The sequence below is a fragment of the Sphingomonas trueperi genome, assembly GCF_011927635.1.
GTDB classification, from domain to species: Bacteria; Pseudomonadota; Alphaproteobacteria; order Sphingomonadales; family Sphingomonadaceae; genus Sphingomonas; species Sphingomonas trueperi.
This window is the reverse complement of the sequence record NZ_JAATJB010000012.1, coordinates 75,896-98,442: the sequence shown is the minus strand read 5'-3', so window position 1 is coordinate 98,442 and position 22,547 is coordinate 75,896. Positions and strand designations below refer to the sequence as shown.

The window sequence follows — 22,547 nt, the reverse complement described above, 5'->3', positions numbered from 1 at the left end:
CCAAACGGGAGAGGGGTGGCGCATGCGAGGATTCGGCATCGTTTTGGCGGCGGTGCTTGCCGTGGCGGGCCCCGCCCACGCCGCAAGCGATCCGGTGGTCGAGAAGCAGCGGCTGATCTTCCTCTCGGACATCGAGGCGGAGACCGACGACAGCCAGTCGCTGATCCGCCTGTTGCTCTACGCCAACGAGATCGACATCGAGGGGCTGATCGCCACCACCTCGATCTGGCTCAAGACCGATCCGCAGCCGGAGACGATGCGGCGGATCGTGACGGGTTATGGCAGGGTGCAGCCCAATCTGCTGCGCCACGCCGCCGGCTATCCCAGCGCCGGGCAACTGCTGGCGCAGATCCAGAGCGGGCAGCCCGGCTATGGCATGGCCAGCGTCGGCGCGGGCAAGGACAGCGCCGGCTCCGCGCTGCTGCTCCGCGCGCTCGACCGCCCGGATCCGCGCCCCCTCTGGGTGGCGGTTTGGGGCGGCGCGAACACGCTGGCGCAGGCGCTGTACACGCTGCGCGCCACCCGCAGCCCCGCCGAGGCGGAACGGCTGATCGCCAAGCTGCGCGTCTACACCATCTCCGACCAGGACGATTCGGGCGCCTGGCTGCGCCGCGAGTTTCCAAACCTCTTCTACATCGTCAGCACCGGGCCCTACAGTAACGGCAGCTGGACCGGCATGAGCACGCCGATCGAGGGAATCGACAACGGCTCGGTTTCCAACGACTGGATCGCCCGCAACATCCAGCAGGGGCATGGGGCCTTGGGCGCGCTCTATCCCGACGTCGCCTGGACGATGGAGGGCGACACGCCTTCGTTCCTCAACCTGATCCCGACAGGGCTCAGCGTGCCCGAGCATCCCGAATGGGGCGGCTGGGGCGGCCGCTACGAGCGCTATGTCCCCCGCCCCTTCCCGCCCGGCGAGACGGTCACCGGCGGCATTCCGCTTGCGCCAGAGGCGCGGCCGATCTGGACCAACGCCGACGATTCCTACACACCGATGGTGCCGACGCCCTATTCGCGGCCGGTCGCGTCGGAAAAGACCTTTCGCGGGCCGATGGTGACGGTGTGGCGCTGGCGCGACGCCTATCAGAACGACATGGCCGCGCGCATCGCCTGGACCACCCGGGCCTTCGCGGAGGCCAACCACGCGCCGGCCCCCCGCCTCGCCCATGCCGACCGGCTGACCGTCCATTCGGGCGAGAAGATCCTCCTCGACGCCTCGCCGAGCGCTGACCCGGACGGCGACAGCCTGTCCTTCGCCTGGTTTCCCTATCCCGAGGCGGGCAGCTGGAAGCAGCCGGTGCCGATCAACCGCCCCGAGAACGTCTACCGCGCCAACGCGACGGCGCCGGTGGTGGAGAAGCTCGAGACGGTACATTTCATCGTCGCGGTAACCGACAAGGGGATGCCCGCGCTTACGCGGTATCGACGGGTCATCGTGACGGTCCTGCCATCGACTGAAGGTGTCGGGCGCGGAACCTAGCGTGTGGATAGCGGCCGGGACGGAGCGCACCTTCGCAAGCCCTTAGGAACGATACGGAATTGAGCGCGGCCGTGCGCGTCCATAGGCTCTCCCGCCACGCCCGCGTCACGCGGGTGCGCGACGCTGCCGGATCGGAAACCCCATGGAAGCTGCCTTCTCCATCGACGTCGACGCTTCCAACAGCCTCGTCCGCATCACGATGTCCGGCTTCTTCGCGATGGAGGACATCGTCCGCTTCGTGGCGGCGCGGGACCAGGCGCACCGTCAACTGACATGCGCGGCCAACGCCCATGTCACGCTGGTCGACATTCGCGGGATGAAGATCCAGTCGCAGGACAGCGTCGAGTCGTTCAAGCATGTGCTGAACAATCCCAAATTCGCTTCGCGCCGCCTCGCCATCGTCGTCGCCCAGTCGCTGGCGCGGATGCAGATCAAGCGGGCGGCCAGCGACCGCGACGCCTATTATTTCGACAGCATCGAAGGCGCCGAAGCCTGGCTACTGGCGCCCGATGCAGCGGCTGTCGACGCAGCGCTCGATTCGGTAGGCCACGCCTGAGACGGACCGCGCTGGCTGGCCCCGGCAAATCGCATACGCCGCATGTCCTCCACGGCCGCAAGGGCCTATAAGCAAGGCAGGTCCCCCCGCCGACGGAGTTCCCTTGCCGCCCCTCCCGCACCCCGAGCAGCGCCAGCGGATCCTCTTCTACCTGCCGATGGTGACCAACTGGTGGTTCGTCCACATCGTCGAGCCGATGCTCCGCCGCCTCGCGGAGCGCCATGAGATCCATGTCCTCGCCCCCGCGCCTTGGCGCGGCACCGGTATCGGGCCGGAGGAACTCGCCCGCTGCGCCGATCTGCCGGACCTGCGCTGGTACATCATGGACGGCCCCGACCATCCCAGCACCCGCACCACGCCCGAGGATGCCGAGGGGCTGATCGGCTTCGTCCGCGATCTTGGCCCCGACCTGGTGCTCTGCCGCACCGCCGATCACGAGACCGTACGACACTTCCCCGGAATCGTCCGCCTGCTGATGGAAGGGCGGTACGAGCCCTTTGCACCGCCGCCGCGCTGGATCCTGCTCACCGAGCGGCCGCACGACCATGGCCTGCTCGCGGAGATGCCCCCCGTCGCAGCCGATCGCCTGCGAACGATGCTGGCCCCCGCCTGGGAACGACTCCAACATAGCCTGGCGCCCGCACCGGAAGAGCGCGCCACATTGTTCGCGCGGCTGGGCATCCCCGAGGATCGCCCGCTGCTGCTGCTGCCGCTCGAATGCGAGACCGAGGATAATTTCCTCGCGATGCACCGGCTGGCCACCAAGCCCAATGCCGCGCTGGTCCGCGAACTCGCCGCCCAGCTGGGCGACCGCTGCACGCTGGCGGTGACCAACCACCCGCTCAACGACGCGCATGTCGACGCCGCCCCGCTGATCGAAGCGGTCGGCGACTGCGACAATGTCGTGCTGCTCCCCCCGCGGATCGGCATGCACCCCGCCACGCTCGCGATGGCGCGCCACGCCGACGGCATGCTGGTCGGCGACTCGAAGACCTTTGCGCTGGCGGCGTTCTTCGGCGTGCCGATGCACCGCCATTCGCGCTTCGACAGTGGCGGCTGGCTGAACGCCTATGCAGCGCTGGAGCCGTTCGTCGCCGATGTCATCGCCGGCACTGCGCGCCGGCCGGATCCCGAGTCGGCGCGGCTATGGTTCGCGCAATATCTGCTGAACGATGGCGTCGATCCGCTCGCGCCCGAGGACGATCTGCTCGCCCGCCTCGCCCGTCCGTTTGATCCGGAGCGCTGGGAGGCCGCGCTGGCGCGGCTGGAGCGCACCCTGCCCACGCTGTTCGCGGAGGAAGCTCAGGCGAGCGGGTAGAGCGCGCCCGCCACCCAGCGCAGCTCGGCGCGGAGCACGCCCCAGGCGCGGGCGGCTGCGCGGCTGTCCATCGCCTCGATGCCGATGCCGCGCTTCTCCAGCGCCTTCACCAGGCTGAGCGGCGGCCGCACCAGTGTCGCGCCGGTGCCGAGCAGCAGGAATTCCGGCTGCGGATCCAGCGCGAAGGCGGGTTCGAGATCCGCCTCGGTCAGCTCGGCCACCGCGGGCGGCGACCATCCGTCGGCGCGCTGGGGCGTGATGATCAGCCCGTGATAGACATTCTCGTCGACCCGAAAGCCGCCGCCCGAAAAGCCCGAGATCAGCGGCCCTTCGGCGCTGCGCCGCTCGATCTTCACGTTACGGCCGCTCGCGCGGCGCCACGCGCTCGGCATTGTCGGCGATCGAGTCGGCCTTTTCGGGCTTCACGCCGGGCTTGAGGCCAAGCGTGATCAGCAGCGAGGACGAGACGTAGATCGACGAATAGGTGCCGACCACGATACCGAGCATCATTGCCGCGGTGAAGCCGCGCAGCACATGCCCGCCGAACACCAGCAGCGAGGCCAGCGCCAGCAGGATGGTGAGCGAGGTCATCACGGTACGCGGCAGCGTCTCGTTGACCGACAGGTCGATCAGCTCGCTCATCCCCATCTTGCGGTACTTGCGCATGTTCTCGCGAATGCGGTCGTCGATCACCATCTTGTCGTTGATCGAATAGCCGATGATCGTCAGCACGGCGGCGACGATGTTCAGGTCGAACACCATGCCGGTCACCGCGAAGAAGCCGAGCGTCATCAGCACGTCGTGCAGGATCGCGACCGCGGTGGACACGCCGAACTGCCATTCGTAGCGCAGCCAGGAGAAGATCGCGATGCCGATGATCGCCAGTGCCACGGCGAGCACGCCGTTGCGGATCAGCTCGCCCGAAACCTTGCCCGACACGGTGGAGTATGTCGAGAAGGTGGCGCCGGGGAACTTGGCCGCCACCGCGCCCTTCACCCGCTCGACCATCGCGTTGGTCGCGCCCGCATCGTTCGACTTGGGCACCGGCAGGCGGATGGTGACGACGTTCTTGCCGCCCATGTCCTGAAGGACCGCCTCGCCATAGCCGAGCTCGTTCACCGTCGAACGCAGTTCGTCGAGCGGCGGGGCCGAGGTGAACTTTTCCTCGATCGACACGCCGCCGACGAAGTCGACGCCAAAATTGAGGCCGTGCACCGCAACCATACCGATCGCGGCGACGGTCAGCAGCGCGGTAATCGCGAACGCGATGAACCGGATGCGGACGAAGCCGATATTGGTGTTGTCGGGTACGATCTTGAGGAGCCGCATGTCGGCGCTTCCTTAAATATGGATCTCGCTCGGGCGCTTGCGGCGCAGCCAGAGCGTGACGAGCATGCGCGTGAACACCACGGCGGTGAAGACGGAGCTGGCGATGCCGATCAGCAGCACCACCGCGAAACCGCGGATCGGGCCCGAACCGAGCACCAGCATGATCGCGCCGGCGATCGCGTGGGTGACGTTGGCCTCGAAGATGGTGCGGCTGGCTTCCTTATAGCCGAGCTCCACTGCCTGCATCACGCTGCGGCCGCGGCGGCGTTCCTCGCGGATACGCTCGTTGATCAGCACGTTGGCGTCGACCGCGGTGCCGATGGTCAGCACGAAGCCGGCGATGCCGGGCAGCGTCAGCGTCGCGCTGAGCATGCCCATCACCGCCAGGATCACCAGCACGTTCAGCGTCACGGCGATGTTTGCGTAGACGCCGAAGCGGCCATAGGTCAGCACCATGAACACCACGACGGCGACGATCGCGATCACCGATGCGGTGACGCCGGCGCGGATCGAATCGTTGCCGAGCTCGGGGCTGACGGTCGATTCCTGCACGACCTTCAGGTTGATCGGCAGCTTGCCCGAACGCAGCGCGATGGCGAGTTCGTTGGCGCTGTCCACGGTGAAGCCGCCCGAGATCGAGGCGCTGCCGCCGAGGATCGGCTCGTTGATGTTCGGCGCCGAGATCACCTTGTTGTCGACGATGATCGCGAACGGCTTCTGGGTGTTCTCGGTCGTCACCCGCGCGAAGCGCTTGGCGCCCGCGCCGTCGAGCTGGAGCGTCACGTCGGGACGGCCCTGCTGGTCGTAGCTCTGCTTGGCATCGACCAGCATGTCGCCGGTGATCATCGCGGTACGGTTGACCACGATCGGCGCGCCATTCTCATACTGGAGCAGCTGCGAAGTGACGGGGATATCCCCGCTGGCGATCTGCTGCGGCGTCACGCTGGTGTCGACCAGCTTGAATTCGAGCTTGGCAGTCTTGCCGAGCAGCGCCTTGAGCTGGCTGGGATCCTGCAGGCCGGGGACCTGCACGACGATGCGGTTGCTGCCTTCGCGGATCACGGTCGGCTCGCGGGTGCCGAGCGCGTTGATGCGCTTGTCGACCACCTCGCGCGCGTCGTTCATCGCGGTTTCGATCTGCTGCGCCAGACCCGCCTGGGTGGGGGTCAGCACGAAGCGGGTCGAATCGACGACCTGGATTTCCCAGTCGCGCTGACCGGTGGTGCCGACACCGTTGGTCATCGGCAGCAGCTTTTCGCGCGCCGCATCCACCTTGCCGGGATCGCGGACCATGAAGCTGAGCTTGCCGCCGGCGATCGAGATGTCGCCGATGTCCACGCGCGGATCGCGGCGCATCGCCAGCCGCACCTGCTCGCGCATCTGCTCGAGCTTGGTCTGCTGCACGTCGCTCGTGTCGCCCTCGAGGAGCAGGTACGAACCGCCTGCGAGATCGAGGCCGAGGTTGACGGCGGGCTTGGGCACCCAGCTCGGCCAGGTGTTGCGGAGGCTCTCCGGCACCAGGCTCGGCACCGCGAGCAGTACCATCAGGGCCAGGCCAAGCGTGATCGACCAGACCTTCCAGCGCGGGAAATCCAGCATCAGTCGTTCGCGGGCTTGGCGCCGTGCGGGCGCACTTCGGCGAGCGTCGACTTGATCGCGCGCACCTTCACATTGGGGCCGAGCTCGATCTCGACCTCGGTCTCGTCGACCTTGGTGACCTTGCCGATCAGGCCGCCGGCGGTGATCACGGTGTCGTTCTTCTTCACCGAATTCACCGCGTTCTGCAGCGCCTTCATCCGCTTCTGCTGCGGACGGATCATCAGGAAGTAGAAGACGACGAAGATCAGGACGAGCGGCGCTACCGACGCGATCCCGGCCAGAGTGCTACCCTGACCAGCCGCGCCTGCGGCCTGTGCATATGCTGGAGTGGCGAACATGGGTTCCCGAAAAGCCTGAAGTTAGGGACGCGGAATGGCCCCATTCAAGCCGCGGGCGCTACCATGCGCCGGGGTGGGGCGCAACTATAAGGGGCGGAGGGGAGATTTCCGAAACTGGACGATATTGTCCACGCTCCATCGGGGGAGAGCGTTTCCACCCCCACCCGGGGTGTGGAGACGCTGTCGTTCAGGGGAGCGCCTAGGCGCCCTCACGGCTCACCAGCAGCTTGTCGATCTTGCGGCCGTCCAGGTCGACGATCTCGAACCGCCAGCCCTGCTGCTCGAACACCTCGCCCTCCACCGGGAGATGCTTGAACACCGCCAGCGCCAGGCCGGCGACGGTCGCATAGTCGCGGTCCTCGGGCAGATCGATGCCGAGCCGCTCGGCCAGCTGGTCCGCCGGGGTCGCGCCGGCGACGAGCAGCGAGCCGTCCTCGCGCTCGACGATGTTGGGGTTGTCGCCCGGCTCGGCGTCCGAGGCGAACTCGCCGGCGATCGCCGCGAGCAGGTTGGCGGGCGTGACGATGCCTTCGAAATGGCCGTATTCGTCATGCACCAGCCCCATCGGCACCTCGGCGTGGCGCAGCGCGGTGAGCGCGTCCATCGCATCGACCTGATCGGGCAGCACGGGAGCCTTGCGCATCAGCTTGCGCAGGTCGAGCGGCTCGCCGCGGAACAGCGCGGCGGCGATGTCGCGCGCCTGGACGACGCCGATCACTGCATCGATCGAGCCTTCCGCCACCGGCAGGCGGGTGTGCGGGGTGGCGAGCAGTTCCTCGCGAATGCCGGCACCGTCGAGACCGACGTCGAGCCAGTCGACCTGGGTGCGCGGCGTCATCACCTCGCGCACCGGGCGGTCGGCGAGGCGGACCACGCCCGAGATGATCGAGCGCTCATGCTCCTCGATCACGCCCGACTTGCTGGCCTCGGCCACGATCAGGTGCAGTTCCTCGGCGGTGACCCGATTCTCCGATTCGCGCTTGAGGCCGAGCAGGCGGAACACGAGCCCGGTCGACGAATCGAGCAGCCACACGATCGGCGCGGTACCCCAGGAGAGCCAACGCATCGGCAGCGCCATTGCGGCAGCGATCGGCTCGGGTGAGCGCAGCGCGAACTGCTTGGGCACCAGTTCGCCAACCACCAGCGAGCCGTAGGTCGTGAGACCGATGACCAGCGTGATCCCCAGCGTGTGCGCCAGCCCCGCGGAAATACCGAGTGCCTCGATGCGCTGCCCCACCGGCTCGCCCAGGCTGGCGCCAGAATAGGCACCCGAGACGATCCCGATCAGCGTGATGCCGATCTGGACGGTGGAGAGGAACTTGCCGGGATCCTCGGCGAGCTCGATCGCGGTCTTGGCGCCGCGGTTGCCGAGCCGGGCCAGCGCCTCCAGCCGCGCCGGGCGGGCGGAGACGATCGCCAGCTCAGACATGGAGAAAATGCCGTTGATCGCGATCAGCACGAAGATGATCGCTACGTCGATCCAGGGAAAAGGTGCGCTCATGGTGCACCGCCCTCATATCCCCACCGGCGCCCCCTTCACAACCTTTTGCGGTGCAAAAGCCGAATGGGCTCAGCGGCGGGCGCGAAAGAAGGCGCGCAGCACCGCGCCGGCCTCGGCCTCGCCGATGCCGGGATAGACCTCCGGGCGATGATGGCAGGTCGGCTGGCCGAACAAGCGAGGGCCGTGTTCGACCGCACCGCCCTTGGGATCGCTGGCCCCGTAATAGAGCCGGGCGATTCGCGCATGGGCGATGGCGCCCGCGCACATCGCGCAGGGCTCGAGCGTGACCCACAGGTCGCAATCCTCCAGCCGATCGCGGCCGAGCAGCGCCGCCGCCGCGCGAATCGCCAGCATCTCGGCATGGGCGGTGGGATCGTGGAGCGCGCGCGGGGCGTTGGCCGCGGTGGCGATCACCGTGCCCTGCCGCACGATCGCGGCCCCAACGGGCACCTCGCCCTGCTCGGCCGCGGCCTGGGCGGCGGCGAGCGCGGCACGCATGGGAGGGGGCAGAGGGAACATCGCGCCCGGCTTAGCGACCGCACGCCGCCCGGTCACGCCCTGCTCAGGCGGCGGCGGGCTCCGGACGGCGGAACAGCCGCCAAAGTGCGTAGCCCGCCCCCGGCAGGAAGCCGAGCACGGTCAGCGCGCAGGCGATCTGGAAAGGGCGGCCGGCGCCCTCCTCCAGATAGACGCCGAACGGCGGCAGCAATGCCGCGGCCGCGATTCGGCTTGCGGACGGGGTCACTTTGCCGACGCCGCCGTCGGCTCCGGCGCCTTCTGTACGTCGATGGTCGGCAGCTTTACCTGCTTGTCCTTCATCTCGACGGTGGGCACGCGCACCGTGCTGTTCGATTCGCCGACCGAGACCTTGCCCGTCTCCGCCGCGACCGTGGGCAGCTTGCCGCCGCGCACATCGACATTGAGAAAGCCCAGCGCGATCAGCACCACAGCGACCAGCACCAGAATTCCCAGCAGCCCCAGGATTGCGCGCATCCCAATCTCCTCCTATCGTTTCACCTGCCCAACGCCCCGGTGGCGAGCAGGTTGCGCGCATTCCGCCGTGAATCGGTTGACTGCGACGCGCATCGACGCTAACAGCGCGGCCTTTCCGGCTTACCGCCCAACTCAGGATTTGAAGCGATGTCGCGCATTTGCGAGCTGACCGGCAAGGGCCGGCAGGTGGGACACAATGTTTCCCACGCCAACAACAAGACCAAGCGCACCTTTCTGCCCAACCTGCAGAACGTGACGCTGATCTCGGATTCGCTCGGCAAGAGCATCCGTCTCCGCGTCTCGACGCACGGCCTGCGTTCGGTCGAGCATGTCGGCGGCCTGGACAACTGGCTCCTGAAGAGCAGCGACGACGATCTGTCGCTGCGCGCCCGTCGCCTGAAGCGCGAAGTGCGCAAGGCGACCGCCGGCACCGCCGAAGCGGCCTGATCTCTCTTCAGATCAACGGTTTGGCCCGCTACTGCACGGCAGTGGCGGGTTTTGCCGTGTCTGGCGCCTGGGAAAGCCGGGCCTAGAGGTCCAGCCGAAACTTGAGCAGCAGCGTCTGCTGCCACCATTGCTCATTGTCATCCGAGATCATCCACAGCACCAGCGAATCGCCCTCGCGCTGCACCGCCAGCCCTTCGAAATTGTCGTGCTGGAACGGCGGGGAAAAGCCGGCGAGCTCGGTCCCGTGCAGCACCTGCCCGGCCCTGACGCCCCGGATATCGACGAGTTCGATCTTCACGGTGAACAGCGTGTCCAGCGCGAATCGCCGCACCAGCACCAGCAGCCGTCCGTCGGGCAGCACCGCCGCGTCGCTCGGATCATAGCCGTCGGGCGGCACATAGGCGAAATGGATCGGCTGCGGATTGCCGATGGTGGGATCGCCGGGAAACAGCAAGATCTCGCGCTGATCGACCGAGCCGCCGCGCGGTCGCGCGGTCTCGCCGATCACCAGAAACCGACCGTCGGCGAGGCGCACCATCGATTCGGCGCCGCCATTTTGCGGCCAGCGCTTCATCGCTCGCGGATAGGCCTTGCCCTGCGTGACACGAAAATCGCGATCGAATCGGAAGATCGCGTTGTGCGATTCGAAGCCGACCCAGCATTCTCCGGTAACCGGATCGCGCGCGAGCGACTCCGAGTCGCGGTCGCCCTTGAAGGCGCTGGTGCCGGGGCCGCCGGGAAGGTCGGCGAATCGAATCTCAAACGGCCGCCAGTCCGCTCCCATGCGGAACCGGACCAGATTGCCGCGATCACTGAGCAGGGTGAACCGGTCGCCCACCACATTCAGTGCGGAATAGCCGGAGAAACCCAGGTCCGGGCTGCTGAGCCGCACCCCACCCAGATAGCGCAGGCGCCCGATTCGCTGCCGCGCCGGGTCGCCCGGCACCAGGGGCACGCGCGCCGCGTGCATCACCGGGTCGGCGCCCAGCGGCGTTCGCAATTCCTTGCCCGATGCAGTGAGGAACAGGATCGACAGCGCCAGCGGCGGATAAGCGAGGAAGCGGAGCCGGAAGCGCATCCGCCCCTCTTAGCGGCTGCCGCGCCGCCCGCCAGTGCTGCAGGTGCGAAGATGAACGGCGAATAACCAAGTCGTTCAGCGTTCGCTCAAGGGAACCGCTCTATCCAGAACGGGTTGTACGCGTACAGTTGCTCTCGCGTAGCGTATCGAGAGACGTTGGGGGTCGGCACCGCAAGGCGCCGGCCCCCTTGTTCGTTCAGTACATGTGCTGCCCGCCGTTGATCGACAGCGTTGATCCAGTGACGAAGCCGCCCTCCTCCGCGCAGAGGAAAGCCACCGCGCGCGCGATCTCGTGCGCCTGGCCCAGCCGACCGACCGGGATCTTGGCCACGATCTTCTCCAGCACGTCCGTCGGCACCGCCGCGACCATGTCGGTATCGATATAGCCCGGGGCGATGGCGTTGACGGTCACGCCGAATCGCGCACCTTCCTGCGCCAGCGCCTTGGTGAAGCCGTGGATGCCGGACTTGGCGGCGGCATAGTTGACCTGGCCGTACTGGCCCGCCTGGCCGTTGATCGAACCGATATTGACGATGCGGCCCCACTTGCGGGTGCGCATGCCCGGGAACACGGCGTGCGCCATGTTGAAGCAGCCGCCCAGATTGATGCGGATCACGTCTTCCCACATGTCGCGCGTCATCTTCAGGATGGTGCCGTCGCGGGTGATGCCGGCATTGTTGACGACGATGTCGACCGGGCCCAGCTCAGCCTCGACCTGTGCCACACCGGCGGCACAGGCGTCGAAATCGCCCACGTCCCACTTGTACGCCTTGATACCGGTGCGTTCGGTGAAGGCGGCGGCCTTCTCGTCATTACCGGCATAGTTGGCGGCGACGGTGATGCCGGCCTCCTTGAGCGCCAGGCTGATCGCCTCGCCAATACCGCGGGTGCCGCCGGTTACGACCGCTACACGTGCCATGTGCATTCCTCTCCAATCAAACCCAAGAATTGGCTAGGCGGGGTTCACCCAGCCGGCAAGTTCGCGCCCGATGATCTGTCGCAGCAACTCCATGCCCGTCGCGCTATCATTGAGACAAGGCAAATATGCGAAATCCGTGCCGCCGGATTCAAGGAAGGACTCGCGACCGCGGATCGCGAGTTCCTCCAGCGTTTCCAGGCAGTCCGCCGAGAAACCTGGCGCCACGATGGCGACGCGTCGAATACCCTTGGCGGGTAGCGCCTCCAGCGTCGTGTCGGTCGCGGGCTCCAGCCACTTGGCGCGGCCGAAGCGCGACTGGAAGGTGACGATCAGCTCGCGCCCCAATGCTTCGCCAAGCAGGCGCCCGGTCTTGCGGCAATGGCAGTGATAGGGATCGCCCAGCTCGAGCGTCCGCTGGGGCATGCCGTGGAAGCTGGCGATCACCGCGTCCGGCTCGAAGTCGAGCCCCGCCAGCCCTTCCTCGACGCTGGTCTTGAGCGCCGCGATATAGGCGGGGTCGTCATAATAGGGCGGCAGCGTGCGCAGCGCCGGCTGCCAGCGCATCGCCATCAGCGCGGCAAAGGCGACGTCGTTGGCGGTCGCCGTCGTCGCCGCGCAATATTGCGGGTAGAGTGGTGCGACCAGGACGCGCTCGCAACCCTGCGCCTTGAGCGCGGCAATCTGCTCGCCGACCGAAGGCTTGCCGTAGCGCATCGCGTGCAGCACCGTCACGCTCGCCCCGAACGCGCCGTCCAGCCCGCGCGCCTGCGCCTTGGTGATTGCGGCGAGCGGCGAGCCGTCCTCGCGCCACACTTGGGCATAGGCATGCGCCGATTTCTTCGGCCGCGTCCGCAGGATGATCCCGCGCAGGATCGGCTGCCAGAGCAAAGGCGGAATCTCGACCACCCGGCGATCCGAGAGGAACTCACCCAGATAGCGCTTCACCGCGCCGGGATCGGGCGCGTCGGGGGTGCCGAGATTGACCAGCAGCACGCCGATACGGGCGGGCGGGATCTTCGGATGGTCTGCGGGCAGGGTCATTCGGCGTCCGATAGCAGGGGCAGGCGACGGAATCGCGTGCCGGTGGCGGTTTGTAACGCGTTGGCGATGGCGGGTGCGGTCGGCGGCACGGCGAGCTCGCTCACCCCGCCCGGATCCGATCCGCTCGGCAGGATTTCCACCGTAATGTCGGGCGTGCTCGCCAACGTCGGCAGGTTGAGATCGGCGAGCGTCTGCACGTCGGCGATGTTCTCGCTGAACGTGGTCGACGCCCCCAGCGCGGCAGCCAGGCCGAACAACAGCCCGCCCTCGATCTGCTGGCGGACGAGATCGGGATTCACTACCCGCCCGCAATCGACCGCCGCGACCAGACGCTCGACGACGATCTCGCGCTGCGGCGTCAGATGCGCCTCGGCCATCACGGCGATGTAGGAGCCGCGAAAGGCGTGCGCCGCGATCCCCTGCCCGCTCCCCGGCTCGCCGCCCTGCCAGCCGCCGAGCTGCGCTGCGGTCTGCAGGCAGCGGGCGAGCCTCGGCTGGTTGCCGAGCATCGCCATGCGGAACGAGAGCGGATCGCGATTGGCGACATGCGCCAACTCGTCGACGAAGCTCTCGGCGAAGAAACAGGTGTAGCTATGCGCACCCGAGCGCCAATAGCCGGTCGGCACGCCGATCTCGGCCGGGTGGTGATCCACCGCGAGGTTGGGGATGGCATAGGCGGGCACCGCCCCCTCCACGGCGGAGGGATCTTGCCTGCCGGGCAGCGCCAGCCCGGCTGCTGCGACCGTGTCGCCGGCAAGCAGCCGCGCGGCAAGCTCGCGGCCGGTGGTGGGCGCGGCGATCTTGGCCAGCCAGGCGGAGACGGTGCCGCCTTGTCCCAGCTTGGCGGTGAGCCGTGCCGCGGCGGCAGGGCGGAAGCGATCGCGCCGCAGATCCTCGTCGCGCGGCCAGGTGAGCTGCACCGGGCGCTGCACGGCGTGGGAAATCAGCGCCGCCTGCACTGCCGCATCGACCTCCAGTTTCTCGCCGAACGAGCCGCCGCCGAGCATCGCATGCACCGTCACCCGCGCCGGATCGACGCCGAGCGCCTTGGCCGCCGCCGCGCGCGCGAGGCCCGGCGCCTGGGTCGGCAGCCAGAGCGACAGCCGGCCATGCGCATAGTCCGCGGTGCAGGTCATCGGCTCCAGCGGCGCATGCGGGGCGAGGCCGACGCGATAGTCCGCGGTCACCACCTTGGCCCCACGGAACTCGGCGGCAAGATCCCCCTTCGCCTCGATGCGGGCACCCTCGCCTTCCAGCGCGGCATCCAGCGCCGCGTCGATGCTGTCGTCGTTGACCACCGCCGCGGGATTGCGGAAGCGCGGCCGCAGCGCCTGGAGCGCGCGCTCGGCCGCCCACCAGTTGCTCGCCACCGTCGCCACCCATTGCTTCGTCGTGACGATCGACAGCATGCCGCGCACCCGGTTCGCCGCCTCGCGGTCGACATGCACCAGTTCGGTCTCGCCCACCGGCCCCTGGCGGATCGCGGCAAATACCATGTTCGGCAGGCGCACATCGGCGGCGAAATTCGCGCTGCCGTCGAGCTTGGCCGGCGCATCGAGCCGCGGCAGCGGTTGGCCGAGCAGCCGCCCTGCCTCGCCGCCGCGCAAGGGAAGCTGCGCCGGCGCCTTTTCCTGCGCGGCCGCTTCGGCGAGGTCGCCGAAGCCGAGCCGCTGGTTGCCATGGATCACCGTGCTGCCGGCGGTGCCGCAAGACTGCCAGTCGACGCCCCAACTCCGCGCCGCCGCCTTGCACAGCAGCACCCGTGCCGCCGCACCCGCTTGGCGCAGATCCTCCTCGAAGGCGCGCACCGAGGTGGAGGCGGCGGTGAGCATCAGGTCCGCACGCGCGGCATGGCTGCGCTGCACCTTTTCGGGCAGGCCGCCCAGCGCGGCGGAGAACAGCGTCTGCGCCGCCAGCGGATTGGCATAAAGCGGGTTGAGCGGCGCGGGCTCGACACCGACCAGCTTCCAGTCCGCGCCCAGTTCATCGGCGAGGATCTGTGGAAGCGCGGTATAGACGCCCTGCCCCATCTCCGCCTGCGGCACCGCGACGCGCACCTGCCCGTCCTTGCCGATCTTGAGCCAGGCACCGAACAGGCTCTCGCCCGGCCCGGCGCTGAGGTTCGGCGCATAGCTGCGCGGCCACAGCCCCCAGGCGACCACCAGGCCCAGTCCCGCGCCGCCGCCGATCAACAGCCTGCGCCGATCGAGCCTGATGCGGGGTGGAGTATTGCCAGCCATGCCCCGGCTCTATCGCGCACCGAGGCCCCACGCCAGCATGGGCTTTCGATCAGCCTGATCGCTCCCCCTTGGGTTTGCGGCGTTTTGGCTCTATCGCGGGGCAAAGTCGCTTCTCACGCCGGGGATTATCGTGCTGCCCACTCTGCTTGCCGCTGCCGGCGGACATCTGCATTTCACCGATCTCCACCTCGATCCGGTGGCGATCAATCTGGGTTTCTTCCAGATCAAATGGTATTCGCTCGCGTATATCACCGGCATCCTGATCGGCTGGGTGTATCTGATGAAGCTGCTGGCCCAGCCCGGCGCGCCGATGGCCCGCCGCCATGCCGACGATCTGGTGTTCTACGCGACGCTCGGCATCATCCTCGGCGGCCGCATCGGCTATGTGCTGTTCTACGCGCCCGAGATGCTCCGTAACCCGCTGCAGATCCTGATGCTGTGGGAAGGCGGCATGAGCTTCCATGGCGGCGTGATCGGCACTTCGCTGGCGATTATCTGGCTGTCCTGGCAGAACAAGCTCAACTGGCTGCGCGTGCATGATTATGTGGTGTGCTGCGCACCCTTCGGGCTGTTCTTCGGCCGTCTCGCCAATTTCGTGAACGGCGAGCTGTGGGGGAAGCCCGGCGACGTACCCTGGGCGATCGTCTTTCGCGGTACCGTACCCGCCGGTATCCCCGAGCCGGCCCGCCACCCGAGCCAGCTCTACGAGGCGGGGCTGGAAGGCCTGCTGCTGTTCGCGGTGCTGTGGTTCTTCTTCTGGCGTACCGATGCGCGATACCAGCCGGGCAAGCTCGCCGGGATCTTCCTGCTCGGCTACGGCATGTGCCGCTTTTTCGTGGAGTTCTTCCGCGAGCCCGATCGCCAGCTGGTCTGGCTGGTCAACCTCACCGGCCTGCACATGGGCCAGTGGCTGTGCCTGCCGATGATCGCGGGCGGCCTGTTCCTCATCGCCACCGCGCCGGGCCGCCGCAAGCGGATCGAGGCGATCACCGGGCCGAGCGTCGCCTGACCTGACCGCCATGACCAACCCGCTCGACGCCCCGCCCGAAGAACGCCGCGACAATGCCGCCGAGCCCGCCCTGCCCGAACGGCTGGCGCGGGCGATCACGCTCGCCGGGCCGATCCCGCTCTCGCAGTTCATGGGGGCTGCCAACGCGCATTATTACGCCACCCGCGATCCGCTGGGCGCGCGCGGCGACTTCACCACGGCGCCCGAAATCAGCCAGATGTTCGGCGAGCTGATCGGGCTGTGGCTGGCCGATTTGTGGGACCGCGCCGGCCGGCCGGACGCGGCCCGCTATGTCGAGTTCGGCCCAGGCCGCGGCACGCTGGCGAGCGATGCGCTGCGCGCGATGGGCAAGGCCGGGTTCACGCCGCCGGTGGACTTCCTGGAGACAAGCCCGGTACTGCGCGCCGCGCAGAAGGAACGCGTGCCGCACGCCGAATGGCATCTCGACCTGGTCGGGCTGCCCGAGGACGCGCCGCTGCTGGTCGTCGCCAACGAATTCTTCGACGCGCTGCCGATCCGCCAGCTGGTCCATACCGCGCAGGGCTGGCGCGAGCGCCTGGTCGCGTGCCAGGATACGCTGTTCCTGCCGGTCACCGGCGATCGCGGCTTCGACCCGGTAATCCCGCAAGCGCTTCGCGACGCCGCCCCAGGCGCGATCCTCGAGACATCGCCCGCCAGCGTGTCACTGCTCCGCGCGCTGGCGCAGCGGCTGCTGGCCCAGGGCGGCGCCGCGCTGATCATCGACTATGGCTATGAGGGGCCCGCGATCGGCGACACGCTGCAGGCAGTGCGCGGCCATGCCTTCGCCAATCCGTTCGACGCGCCCGGCGAGGCGGACCTGACCGCGCATGTCGATTTCGGCACGCTCAAGGAGGCCGCCGAGGCCGAAGGGCTGACCGTCCATGGGCCGGTGACGCAGGGCGATTTCCTCAAGGCACTCGGCATCGACGAGCGCGCCCGCGCGCTTGCCCGCACCGCACCGGAGCGCGGCGACACCATCGCCGCCGATCGCAACCGGCTGGTCGCCGACGACCAGATGGGCTCGCTGTTCAAGGTGATCGCGCTCACCGCACCGGGCTGGCCGGTGCCGGCGGGGTTCGCATGAGCTTTCGCGACGCCACCCCCGCCGATGCCGCCGCGATCGACGCGCTGTTCCGGACCAGCTTCCAGGCGACCTTCGGCCATCTCTATGCCGCCGAGGATCTCGCCAGCTTCCTCGCCAAGTTCACCGTCGAGGGCTGGGCGGCGGAATTGGCCGATCCCGCCTTCGCATTCCGGGTGATCGAGGATGCGGAGGGCCTCGCGGGCTATTGCAAGCTGGGGCCGATCAGCCTGCCCGCCGAACCGCAGGGCCCCGCGCTGGAACTCCGCCAGCTCTATCTGCTCGATCGCGCCAAGGGCAGCGGCGCGGCGCAGGCGCTGATGGACTGGGCGCTCGCCACCGCCCGCGCGCGGGGTGCGTCCGAGCTCTGGCTTTCCGTCTATATCGACAACCACCGCGCCAAGCGCTTCTACCAGCGCTACGGCTTCGAGGATCGCGGACCCTATGCCTTCCTGGTGGGCAACCATGCCGATGAGGATCGGCTGATGCGGCTGGCACTGTGAGCGACGTCGAAGTCACCCGCGCCCGCGCGCTGGACGGCGTGCCGCACGGTTTTCTCGGCCGCATCGGCGGCGTCTCGACCGGCATGGTGGCGGGGCTCAACGTCGGCACCGGCTCGCACGACGGTCCGGCGGCGATCGCTGAGAATCGCGGCCGCGCGGTCAAGGCGGTGTTGCCCGGCGCGAAGCTGGTCACCGTCTACCAGGTGCATTCGGCCGATGCGGTGACCGTACTCGCCCCATTCGACGAGGCGCTGCGCCCCAAGGCCGACGCGCTGATCACCAATCAGCCGGGGCTGGTGCTCGGCATCCTCACCGCCGACTGCGCGCCGGTGCTGTTCGCTGATGGCGAGGCCGGCGTGGTCGCGGCCGCGCATGCCGGGTGGAAGGGCGCGATCGGCGGCGTCACCGATTCGACGATCGCCGCGATGGAAGCGCTCGGCGCCCGCCGCGAGCGGATCGCTGCCGCAGTCGGCCCGTGCATCGCCCGGGCCAGCTATGAGGTCGATGCCGGCTTCTTCCAGCGCTTTTGCGAGCAGGACCCGGCCAACGAACGCTTCTTCGCCGACGGCCGCCCCGAGCATTTCCAGTTCGATCTGGAAGCCTATGTCGTACACCGGCTGGCACTGGCCGGCCTGCGGACGATCGAGGCGCTGGGCCTCGATACCTATGCGAACGAGGCCCGCTTCTTCAGCTTCCGCCGCGCCACGCATCGCGGCGAGCCCGATTACGGCCGGCAGGTCAGCCTGATCGGGCTGGCGGCGTAGACGCGGCGCTCAGGCCGCGTCTTCCACCCGTACTTCGGGGGGATGCAGCCGCAGGCGGTTCACCTTGCGCTGGTCGGCGTCGATCACTTCGAGCTTCCAGCCGCTCTCATGCTCCAGGCACTCGCCTACCGCCGGCACGTGCCCGGCGAGCACGAAGGCGAGGCCGCCGATCGTGTCGACATCCTCCTCCACCTCGGCCAGCCGCGGATCGACCGTCTCGGCGACGTCCTCCAGCTCGGCGCGGGCGTCGGCTTCCCAGCCACCGCCGTCGATCGGCACGATCAGCGCGGCGGGCGCCTCGTCATGCTCGTCCTCGATCTCGCCGACGATTTCCTCGATCAGGTCCTCGATCGTGATCAGCCCCTCGGTACCCGAATATTCGTCGAGCACCACGGCGAGGTGAGTCCGCTTCACCCGCATCTGCGCGAGCAGATCGAGCGCGCCCATCGATTGCGGCACATAGAGGGGCTGGCGGATCAGCCCGGCGATGCTCGGCGGATGCGCCTCGCCCTTGGCGAGGATCTCGAACACGTCCTTGATATGGACCATGCCGATGATCGTATCGAGCTCCTCGCGATAGACCGGCAGGCGGCTGTGGCCGGCTTCGGCGAAGAGCTGGACGAGATCGGCGAAGCTGGTCTGCTCCTCGACGGCGATGATGTCCGCGCGGGGCACGCCCACGTCGCCGGCATCGCGCTCGCCGAAATGCAGCAGGTTCTTGAGCATCTGACGCTCGATCGGGGCGAGGTCGCCGGCGGGCGGGGTGCTGCCGTCGCTTCCATGCTCGTCGATGGCTTCTTCCAGCCGCTCGCGCAGCGTCTCTTCCTGTTCCTCGCCGAACAGGAGTGCGCGCAAACTGCGCCAGATGCCGCCATTTTCGTGTCGGTGTTCGGGCGAGCCGGTACTAGGGCCCTCGTTCATGTTGGTGGTTAGTCCTCGCGTACGGGATAGGGATCGTGCAGGTTCAGCGCCGCCATGGCGGCCTGTTCCATCGCCTCCATGGCTTCCGCCTCGCCATCCTCGATATGATCATAGCCTAGCAGATGCAGCATGCCATGGACAATCAGATGCGTGGCATGATCGTCCACGGCAATGCCACGCTCCTCGGCTTCCACCGAACAGACGCCGTGCGCAAGCACGATATCGCCCAGCAATACTTCGCCATCATCGCTGTTCTGGGTTACGGCATCGAGCAGATCGGGCTGGATCATCGGGAAGGACAGCACGTTGGTCGGCTTGTCCTTGTGCCGATACTGGCGGTTCAGCGTATGGACTTCGTCGTCGCTGGTGAAGCGCACCGCGACTTCCACCGAGATCGGCCAGCCCTGCCATTCGGCATAGGGCGTCTGCGCGATCGCCGCCTCGGCGGCGCGCAGGGCGAGCGCGTCCCAATCGCCTTCCGGCCAGGGCGATTCGAGGAGGGCGGCAACGTCAAGCATCAGGCGAGGTCCGTCTTGGAGAAATCGTCGCCCTTGCAGAGCAGACGCGCATCCTGCGATTTGGCGCAGGCATAGGCGAAGCAATCGCCCATGTTGAGTCCGGCGGGGTGACGCCCCTTGCCGAACTGCTGATAGGCATCGAGCGCCAGGTCCAGCTCACGCGCGCCGATCGGCACCAGCGTCAGCCCGAGCTGATCGGCGTAAAGTGCCGCTTCCTGGCGTGCCGCATTGATATCCATTTCGCGCGAACGCGAGAGCGCGGCGACGGTTTCCCAGGCCGCCATCGCCGACCAGATCGCCGGCGCGCCCTCGACCGCCTCGACCACCAGCCGATCGCGCTCGGGTTCCTCGGCGATGATCGCGACCATCGCCGATGCATCGACAAACAGCGTCAAGGCTCGCCCCACAGCTCGTCGAAAAACGCCTTGTCGGCGGGCAGCCCGGTCGGCGGCGGGAGCGGGTGGGCGCGGCGATGCGCGTCGAGCTTGCGCAGCACGTCCTGCGCGCGGCCCTTGGCCTCGAGCTCCGCCTTGCGCCGCAACAGGCTGTCGCGCACCGCCTCGGTCTTGGTGGTGCCGAGCGCGACCGCGACCTCGGCGGCGAGCGCCGCGGTGTCCGGGTCCTTGATGTAGAGCGATGCCACGCCGCGTCTCCGATAGGGATATCCCGAATGTAGGACGGGATATCCTCGCCTTCAACCTTCCCCCTCATAGGCCGCGACGATGCGGCCGACGATCGGATGGCGCACCACGTCGCCCACGCCGAAGCGCACCATCGAGATGCCTTCCACGCCCTCCAGCCGGTTGACCGCGTCGTTGAGGCCGGAGGCGCTCGGCCCGCCGGGCAAGTCGGTCTGGTTGGGGTCGCCGCAGATCACCATCCGGCTGTTCTGGCCGAAGCGGGTGAGGAACATCTTCATCTGCATCGGCGTGGTGTTCTGCGCCTCGTCAAGGATGACGAACGCGTCCGCAAGCGTCCGGCCGCGCATGAACGCGATCGGCGCGATCTCGATCTCGCCCGAAGCGATGCGCCGCTCCACCTGCTCGGCCGGCAGGCAGTCGTACAGCGCGTCGTAGATCGGGCGGAGATAGGGGTCGACCTTCTCCTTCATGTCGCCCGGCAGGAAGCCCAGCCGCTCGCCCGCTTCCACCGCGGGCCGCGACAGGATCAGCCGCTGGACGCTGCCGGTGATCAGCTGCGCAACGGCCTGCGCCACCGCCAGATAGGTCTTGCCGGTACCCGCCGGCCCGAGCGCGAATATCAGGTCGTTCGAGGCGAGCTCGCGCATGTAATGCGTCTGCGTCACCGAGCGCGGCACGATCGTCTTCTTGCGCGTGCGGATCATAATCGAGGGCTTGGGTCCGCCATTCGTCGGCTCGGCGCGGACGATGCCGGTGAACATCGGTTCGCTTGACATGGCAATCACCGCGTCGATCAGCCCGCCATCGACTTCCTCGCCGCGGATCACCCGGCTGTGCAGTTCCTGGAGCACCTCGCGGGCATGCGCCACGGCCTCGGTGCCGCCTTCGATCACGACCCGCTGGCCGCGCGCGTGGATGTACACGCCCAGCCGCTCCTCGAGCATCAGCAGGTTGGAATCGAACTCTCCGAAGAGCTGCGGCAGGAGCTGGGGCTTGTCGAAGGTCACCTCTACCCGGGAACGGTCGCCGGACTGGGCGGGGACAGGCTTGCGGCTCATGCGGTCCTTTCGGTGTTGGCGCGGGGCGCGGGGATCACGCGGCCCCGGAGGGGCAAACCTTGGCATCGTGCGGAGGTTCCTTGGCGCATGTCGATGAACAAGATGGCAGACGCGGGCGCGGCTGCACAGGGGGCGTGTGCGTTGCCAGTGCAATGCCGCGCGCATGTGACGCGGTTGCGACACCCTGCCGCGTCGCCCCCGGGCGCCTCCCCTGCCCCGCGCGTGCCGAAACGGGAACGACAGCAACCAGCCTTGGGTTGGAAATGCACGACGCCGTCGCTATCTGCACGGCCACGCATCAGTAACAACCAAGGTCTTCCATGAAGTATCTGCTTCGGGGCGCGTTCGCATGTGCGCTCCTGCTGTACGCCGGCTCGTCGCTCGCATAGCTTTCGCACGAAACGCTCAAAGTGGGACAGCGCTGAGACGCACACCCACACCGGTGAGACGCATTCCCCCAACGCTGCCGTCGAGCGCAATGCCCGCAGCTTGTACAAGCGTCCCCACGTCTAGTTGCAAAGGAAAAGAAGATGAAGTTCGCTGTAGCGGCGTTCGCTGCCGCCATGCTCGCCATGACCGGCGCCGCCCGGGCTGCGCCGATCCTCGACACGGGCGCAGGCAACCCCACCACCGCCAGCGCGATGGATGTCTCCGGCTCGCGCAGCCTCGCCGGCTATTTCGAGCTCCTGAACGACGTGACCGTGGACGGCATCTATGGCTGGATCGGCGGTGACGAAGGCGCGCGCCTCACCGCCAGCATCTACAGCGAAATCGATTTCGTGCCCGCCAAGCAGCTCTTCTCCACGACCTTCGTCAACCGGGGCCTGGTCGACTGGCAGGGTGCCGATTCGCTCAAGTGGAACCTGAAGGCGGGATCCTACTGGGTCGTCTTCTCGGCCGCCGACGAACATCGCACCAGCTATATGCCGGGCGGCGTGTCCAACCCGCTGGTCGCCTACCTCCATGGCAGCGAGGGTGACTGGCGCCGCCTGCGCGAGCAGAATCTCGGTATCCGCCTGACCGGCGCCACCGGTGGTGCGGTGCCGGAGCCGGCAAGCTGGGCCATGCTGATCGGCGGCTTCGGCATCGCAGGCGGCGCAATCCGCACCCGCCGCAAGCGTCGCGCGGCACTGGCCTGAAAATCCGCCTGGGCCGGGGCGACGATGTCGTGTCCGGCCTCGGCTGCAGG

The 22,547-nt window shown here is 68.0% G+C and carries 26 protein-coding genes; 9 read left to right on the top strand and 17 right to left on the bottom strand.

What is annotated here, in order from left to right; all coding sequences use genetic code 11:
- Window positions 1-22 precede the first annotated feature (22 nt).
- The 3 genes from GGR89_RS16910 (at window position 23) to GGR89_RS16900 (ending at window position 3,357) form a co-directional block, all read left to right on the top strand.
- A complete protein-coding gene (locus GGR89_RS16910; RefSeq protein WP_125976021.1) occupies window positions 23-1,483 on the top strand; it encodes a DUF1593 domain-containing protein in 1,461 nt (486 codons plus the stop codon).
- A 142-nt stretch (window positions 1,484-1,625) separates the two neighbouring features.
- A complete protein-coding gene (locus GGR89_RS16905; protein WP_125976023.1) occupies window positions 1,626-2,039 on the top strand; it encodes a hypothetical protein in 414 nt (137 codons plus the stop codon).
- A gap of 103 nt (window positions 2,040-2,142) precedes the next feature.
- Window positions 2,143-3,357 (top strand): hypothetical protein, encoded by a 1,215-nt coding sequence (locus tag GGR89_RS16900; RefSeq protein ID WP_125976025.1) that lies wholly within the window; start codon window positions 2,143-2,145, stop codon window positions 3,355-3,357.
- Here GGR89_RS16900 and GGR89_RS16895 read toward each other — a convergent pair.
- The 8 genes from GGR89_RS16895 to GGR89_RS16860 all read right to left on the bottom strand — a co-directional run bounded on the left by GGR89_RS16895 (window position 3,342) and on the right by GGR89_RS16860 (window position 9,117).
- Window positions 3,342-3,713, bottom strand: a complete 372-nt coding sequence (locus GGR89_RS16895; protein WP_126000621.1) for an Mth938-like domain-containing protein — start codon at window positions 3,711-3,713, stop codon at window positions 3,342-3,344. The genes GGR89_RS16900 and GGR89_RS16895 overlap by 16 nt on opposite strands.
- Window position 3,714: 1 nt before the next feature.
- The gene (gene secF / locus GGR89_RS16890) at window positions 3,715-4,686 is read right to left on the bottom strand and encodes a protein translocase subunit SecF (protein WP_125976027.1); all 972 of its coding nucleotides are present in this window, start codon (window positions 4,684-4,686) and stop codon (window positions 3,715-3,717) included.
- 12 nt (window positions 4,687-4,698) lie between these two features.
- Window positions 4,699-6,285, bottom strand: a complete 1,587-nt coding sequence (gene secD, locus GGR89_RS16885; protein WP_125976029.1) for a protein translocase subunit SecD — start codon at window positions 6,283-6,285, stop codon at window positions 4,699-4,701.
- Window positions 6,285-6,623, bottom strand: a complete 339-nt coding sequence (gene yajC / locus GGR89_RS16880) for a preprotein translocase subunit YajC (protein WP_125976031.1) — start codon at window positions 6,621-6,623, stop codon at window positions 6,285-6,287. The genes secD and yajC overlap by 1 nt, the downstream gene beginning before the upstream one ends.
- Window positions 6,624-6,822: 199 nt before the next feature.
- Window positions 6,823-8,124: a hemolysin family protein gene (locus tag GGR89_RS16875; protein ID WP_125976033.1), complete on the bottom strand. Its 1,302-nt coding sequence runs from the start codon at window positions 8,122-8,124 to the stop codon at window positions 6,823-6,825.
- Window positions 8,125-8,193: 69 nt separating this feature from the next.
- A complete protein-coding gene (locus tag GGR89_RS16870; RefSeq protein WP_125976035.1) occupies window positions 8,194-8,622 on the bottom strand; it encodes a nucleoside deaminase in 429 nt (142 codons plus the stop codon).
- Between the two features lie 64 nt (window positions 8,623-8,686).
- Window positions 8,687-8,869, bottom strand: coding sequence for a YqaE/Pmp3 family membrane protein (locus tag GGR89_RS16865; RefSeq protein ID WP_125976038.1), 183 nt, complete (start codon window positions 8,867-8,869; stop codon window positions 8,687-8,689).
- Window positions 8,866-9,117, bottom strand: a complete 252-nt coding sequence (locus tag GGR89_RS16860; protein ID WP_125976040.1) for a hypothetical protein — start codon at window positions 9,115-9,117, stop codon at window positions 8,866-8,868. The genes GGR89_RS16865 and GGR89_RS16860 overlap by 4 nt, the downstream gene beginning before the upstream one ends.
- A gap of 147 nt (window positions 9,118-9,264) precedes the next feature.
- Between GGR89_RS16860 and rpmB the strand changes: the two genes are divergently transcribed.
- A complete protein-coding gene (gene rpmB, locus GGR89_RS16855) occupies window positions 9,265-9,564 on the top strand; it encodes a 50S ribosomal protein L28 (RefSeq protein ID WP_093296900.1) in 300 nt (99 codons plus the stop codon).
- A gap of 82 nt (window positions 9,565-9,646) precedes the next feature.
- Here the strand turns inward: rpmB and GGR89_RS16850 are convergent, their stop codons facing one another.
- From GGR89_RS16850 to GGR89_RS16835, 4 genes are all read right to left on the bottom strand, one after another.
- Window positions 9,647-10,642 (bottom strand): esterase-like activity of phytase family protein, encoded by a 996-nt coding sequence (locus GGR89_RS16850; RefSeq protein WP_125976042.1) that lies wholly within the window; start codon window positions 10,640-10,642, stop codon window positions 9,647-9,649.
- Window positions 10,643-10,838: 196 nt separating this feature from the next.
- Entirely contained in the window at window positions 10,839-11,561 is a 723-nt protein-coding gene (gene phbB / locus GGR89_RS16845; protein WP_125976044.1) for an acetoacetyl-CoA reductase, read from the bottom strand.
- Between the two features lie 33 nt (window positions 11,562-11,594).
- Window positions 11,595-12,602 carry a ferrochelatase gene (gene hemH, locus GGR89_RS16840; protein ID WP_125976046.1) on the bottom strand — a complete coding sequence of 336 codons (1,008 nt, stop codon included), beginning with the start codon at window positions 12,600-12,602 and terminating at the stop codon, window positions 11,595-11,597.
- Window positions 12,599-14,842: a xanthine dehydrogenase family protein molybdopterin-binding subunit gene (locus GGR89_RS16835; RefSeq protein WP_125976048.1), complete on the bottom strand. Its 2,244-nt coding sequence runs from the start codon at window positions 14,840-14,842 to the stop codon at window positions 12,599-12,601. The genes hemH and GGR89_RS16835 overlap by 4 nt, the downstream gene beginning before the upstream one ends.
- Before the next feature lie 127 nt (window positions 14,843-14,969).
- Between GGR89_RS16835 and lgt the strand changes: the two genes are divergently transcribed.
- Genes lgt through pgeF form a run of 4 tightly spaced genes read left to right on the top strand, consistent with a single transcriptional unit; the run spans window position 14,970 to window position 18,220 of the window.
- On the top strand, window positions 14,970-15,851 hold the full coding sequence (lgt, locus tag GGR89_RS16830; protein WP_425338773.1) for a prolipoprotein diacylglyceryl transferase: 882 nt from the start codon (window positions 14,970-14,972) through the stop codon (window positions 15,849-15,851).
- 10 nt (window positions 15,852-15,861) lie between these two features.
- Complete coding sequence (locus GGR89_RS16825; protein WP_125976053.1) at window positions 15,862-16,956, top strand: class I SAM-dependent methyltransferase; 1,095 nt, start codon at window positions 15,862-15,864, stop codon at window positions 16,954-16,956.
- Window positions 16,953-17,456 (top strand): GNAT family N-acetyltransferase, encoded by a 504-nt coding sequence (locus tag GGR89_RS16820; protein WP_125976055.1) that lies wholly within the window; start codon window positions 16,953-16,955, stop codon window positions 17,454-17,456. Before GGR89_RS16825 ends, GGR89_RS16820 begins: the two co-directional genes overlap by 4 nt.
- On the top strand, window positions 17,453-18,220 hold the full coding sequence (gene pgeF, locus GGR89_RS16815; protein ID WP_125976057.1) for a peptidoglycan editing factor PgeF: 768 nt from the start codon (window positions 17,453-17,455) through the stop codon (window positions 18,218-18,220). Before GGR89_RS16820 ends, pgeF begins: the two co-directional genes overlap by 4 nt.
- A 9-nt stretch (window positions 18,221-18,229) precedes the next feature.
- On the opposite strand, the gene GGR89_RS16810 is transcribed toward pgeF, so the two are convergent.
- Genes GGR89_RS16810 through GGR89_RS16790 form a run of 5 tightly spaced genes read right to left on the bottom strand, consistent with a single transcriptional unit; the run spans window position 18,230 to window position 21,358 of the window.
- Window positions 18,230-19,141 (bottom strand): hemolysin family protein, encoded by a 912-nt coding sequence (locus GGR89_RS16810; RefSeq protein WP_125976059.1) that lies wholly within the window; start codon window positions 19,139-19,141, stop codon window positions 18,230-18,232.
- Window positions 19,142-19,149: 8 nt separating this feature from the next.
- Entirely contained in the window at window positions 19,150-19,659 is a 510-nt protein-coding gene (ybeY, locus tag GGR89_RS16805; protein WP_125976061.1) for an rRNA maturation RNase YbeY, read from the bottom strand.
- Window positions 19,659-20,054 carry a type II toxin-antitoxin system VapC family toxin gene (locus tag GGR89_RS16800; RefSeq protein WP_125976063.1) on the bottom strand — a complete coding sequence of 132 codons (396 nt, stop codon included), beginning with the start codon at window positions 20,052-20,054 and terminating at the stop codon, window positions 19,659-19,661. Before GGR89_RS16800 ends, ybeY begins: the two co-directional genes overlap by 1 nt.
- Window positions 20,051-20,302: a type II toxin-antitoxin system VapB family antitoxin gene (locus GGR89_RS16795; protein ID WP_125976065.1), complete on the bottom strand. Its 252-nt coding sequence runs from the start codon at window positions 20,300-20,302 to the stop codon at window positions 20,051-20,053. Before GGR89_RS16795 ends, GGR89_RS16800 begins: the two co-directional genes overlap by 4 nt.
- A gap of 51 nt (window positions 20,303-20,353) precedes the next feature.
- Window positions 20,354-21,358 (bottom strand): PhoH family protein, encoded by a 1,005-nt coding sequence (locus GGR89_RS16790; protein WP_125976067.1) that lies wholly within the window; start codon window positions 21,356-21,358, stop codon window positions 20,354-20,356.
- Window positions 21,359-21,888: 530 nt separating this feature from the next.
- On the opposite strand from GGR89_RS16790, the gene GGR89_RS22385 reads away from it, so the two are divergent.
- The gene (locus GGR89_RS22385; protein ID WP_241213116.1) at window positions 21,889-22,497 is read left to right on the top strand and encodes a PEPxxWA-CTERM sorting domain-containing protein; all 609 of its coding nucleotides are present in this window, start codon (window positions 21,889-21,891) and stop codon (window positions 22,495-22,497) included.
- Window positions 22,498-22,547 lie beyond the last annotated feature (50 nt).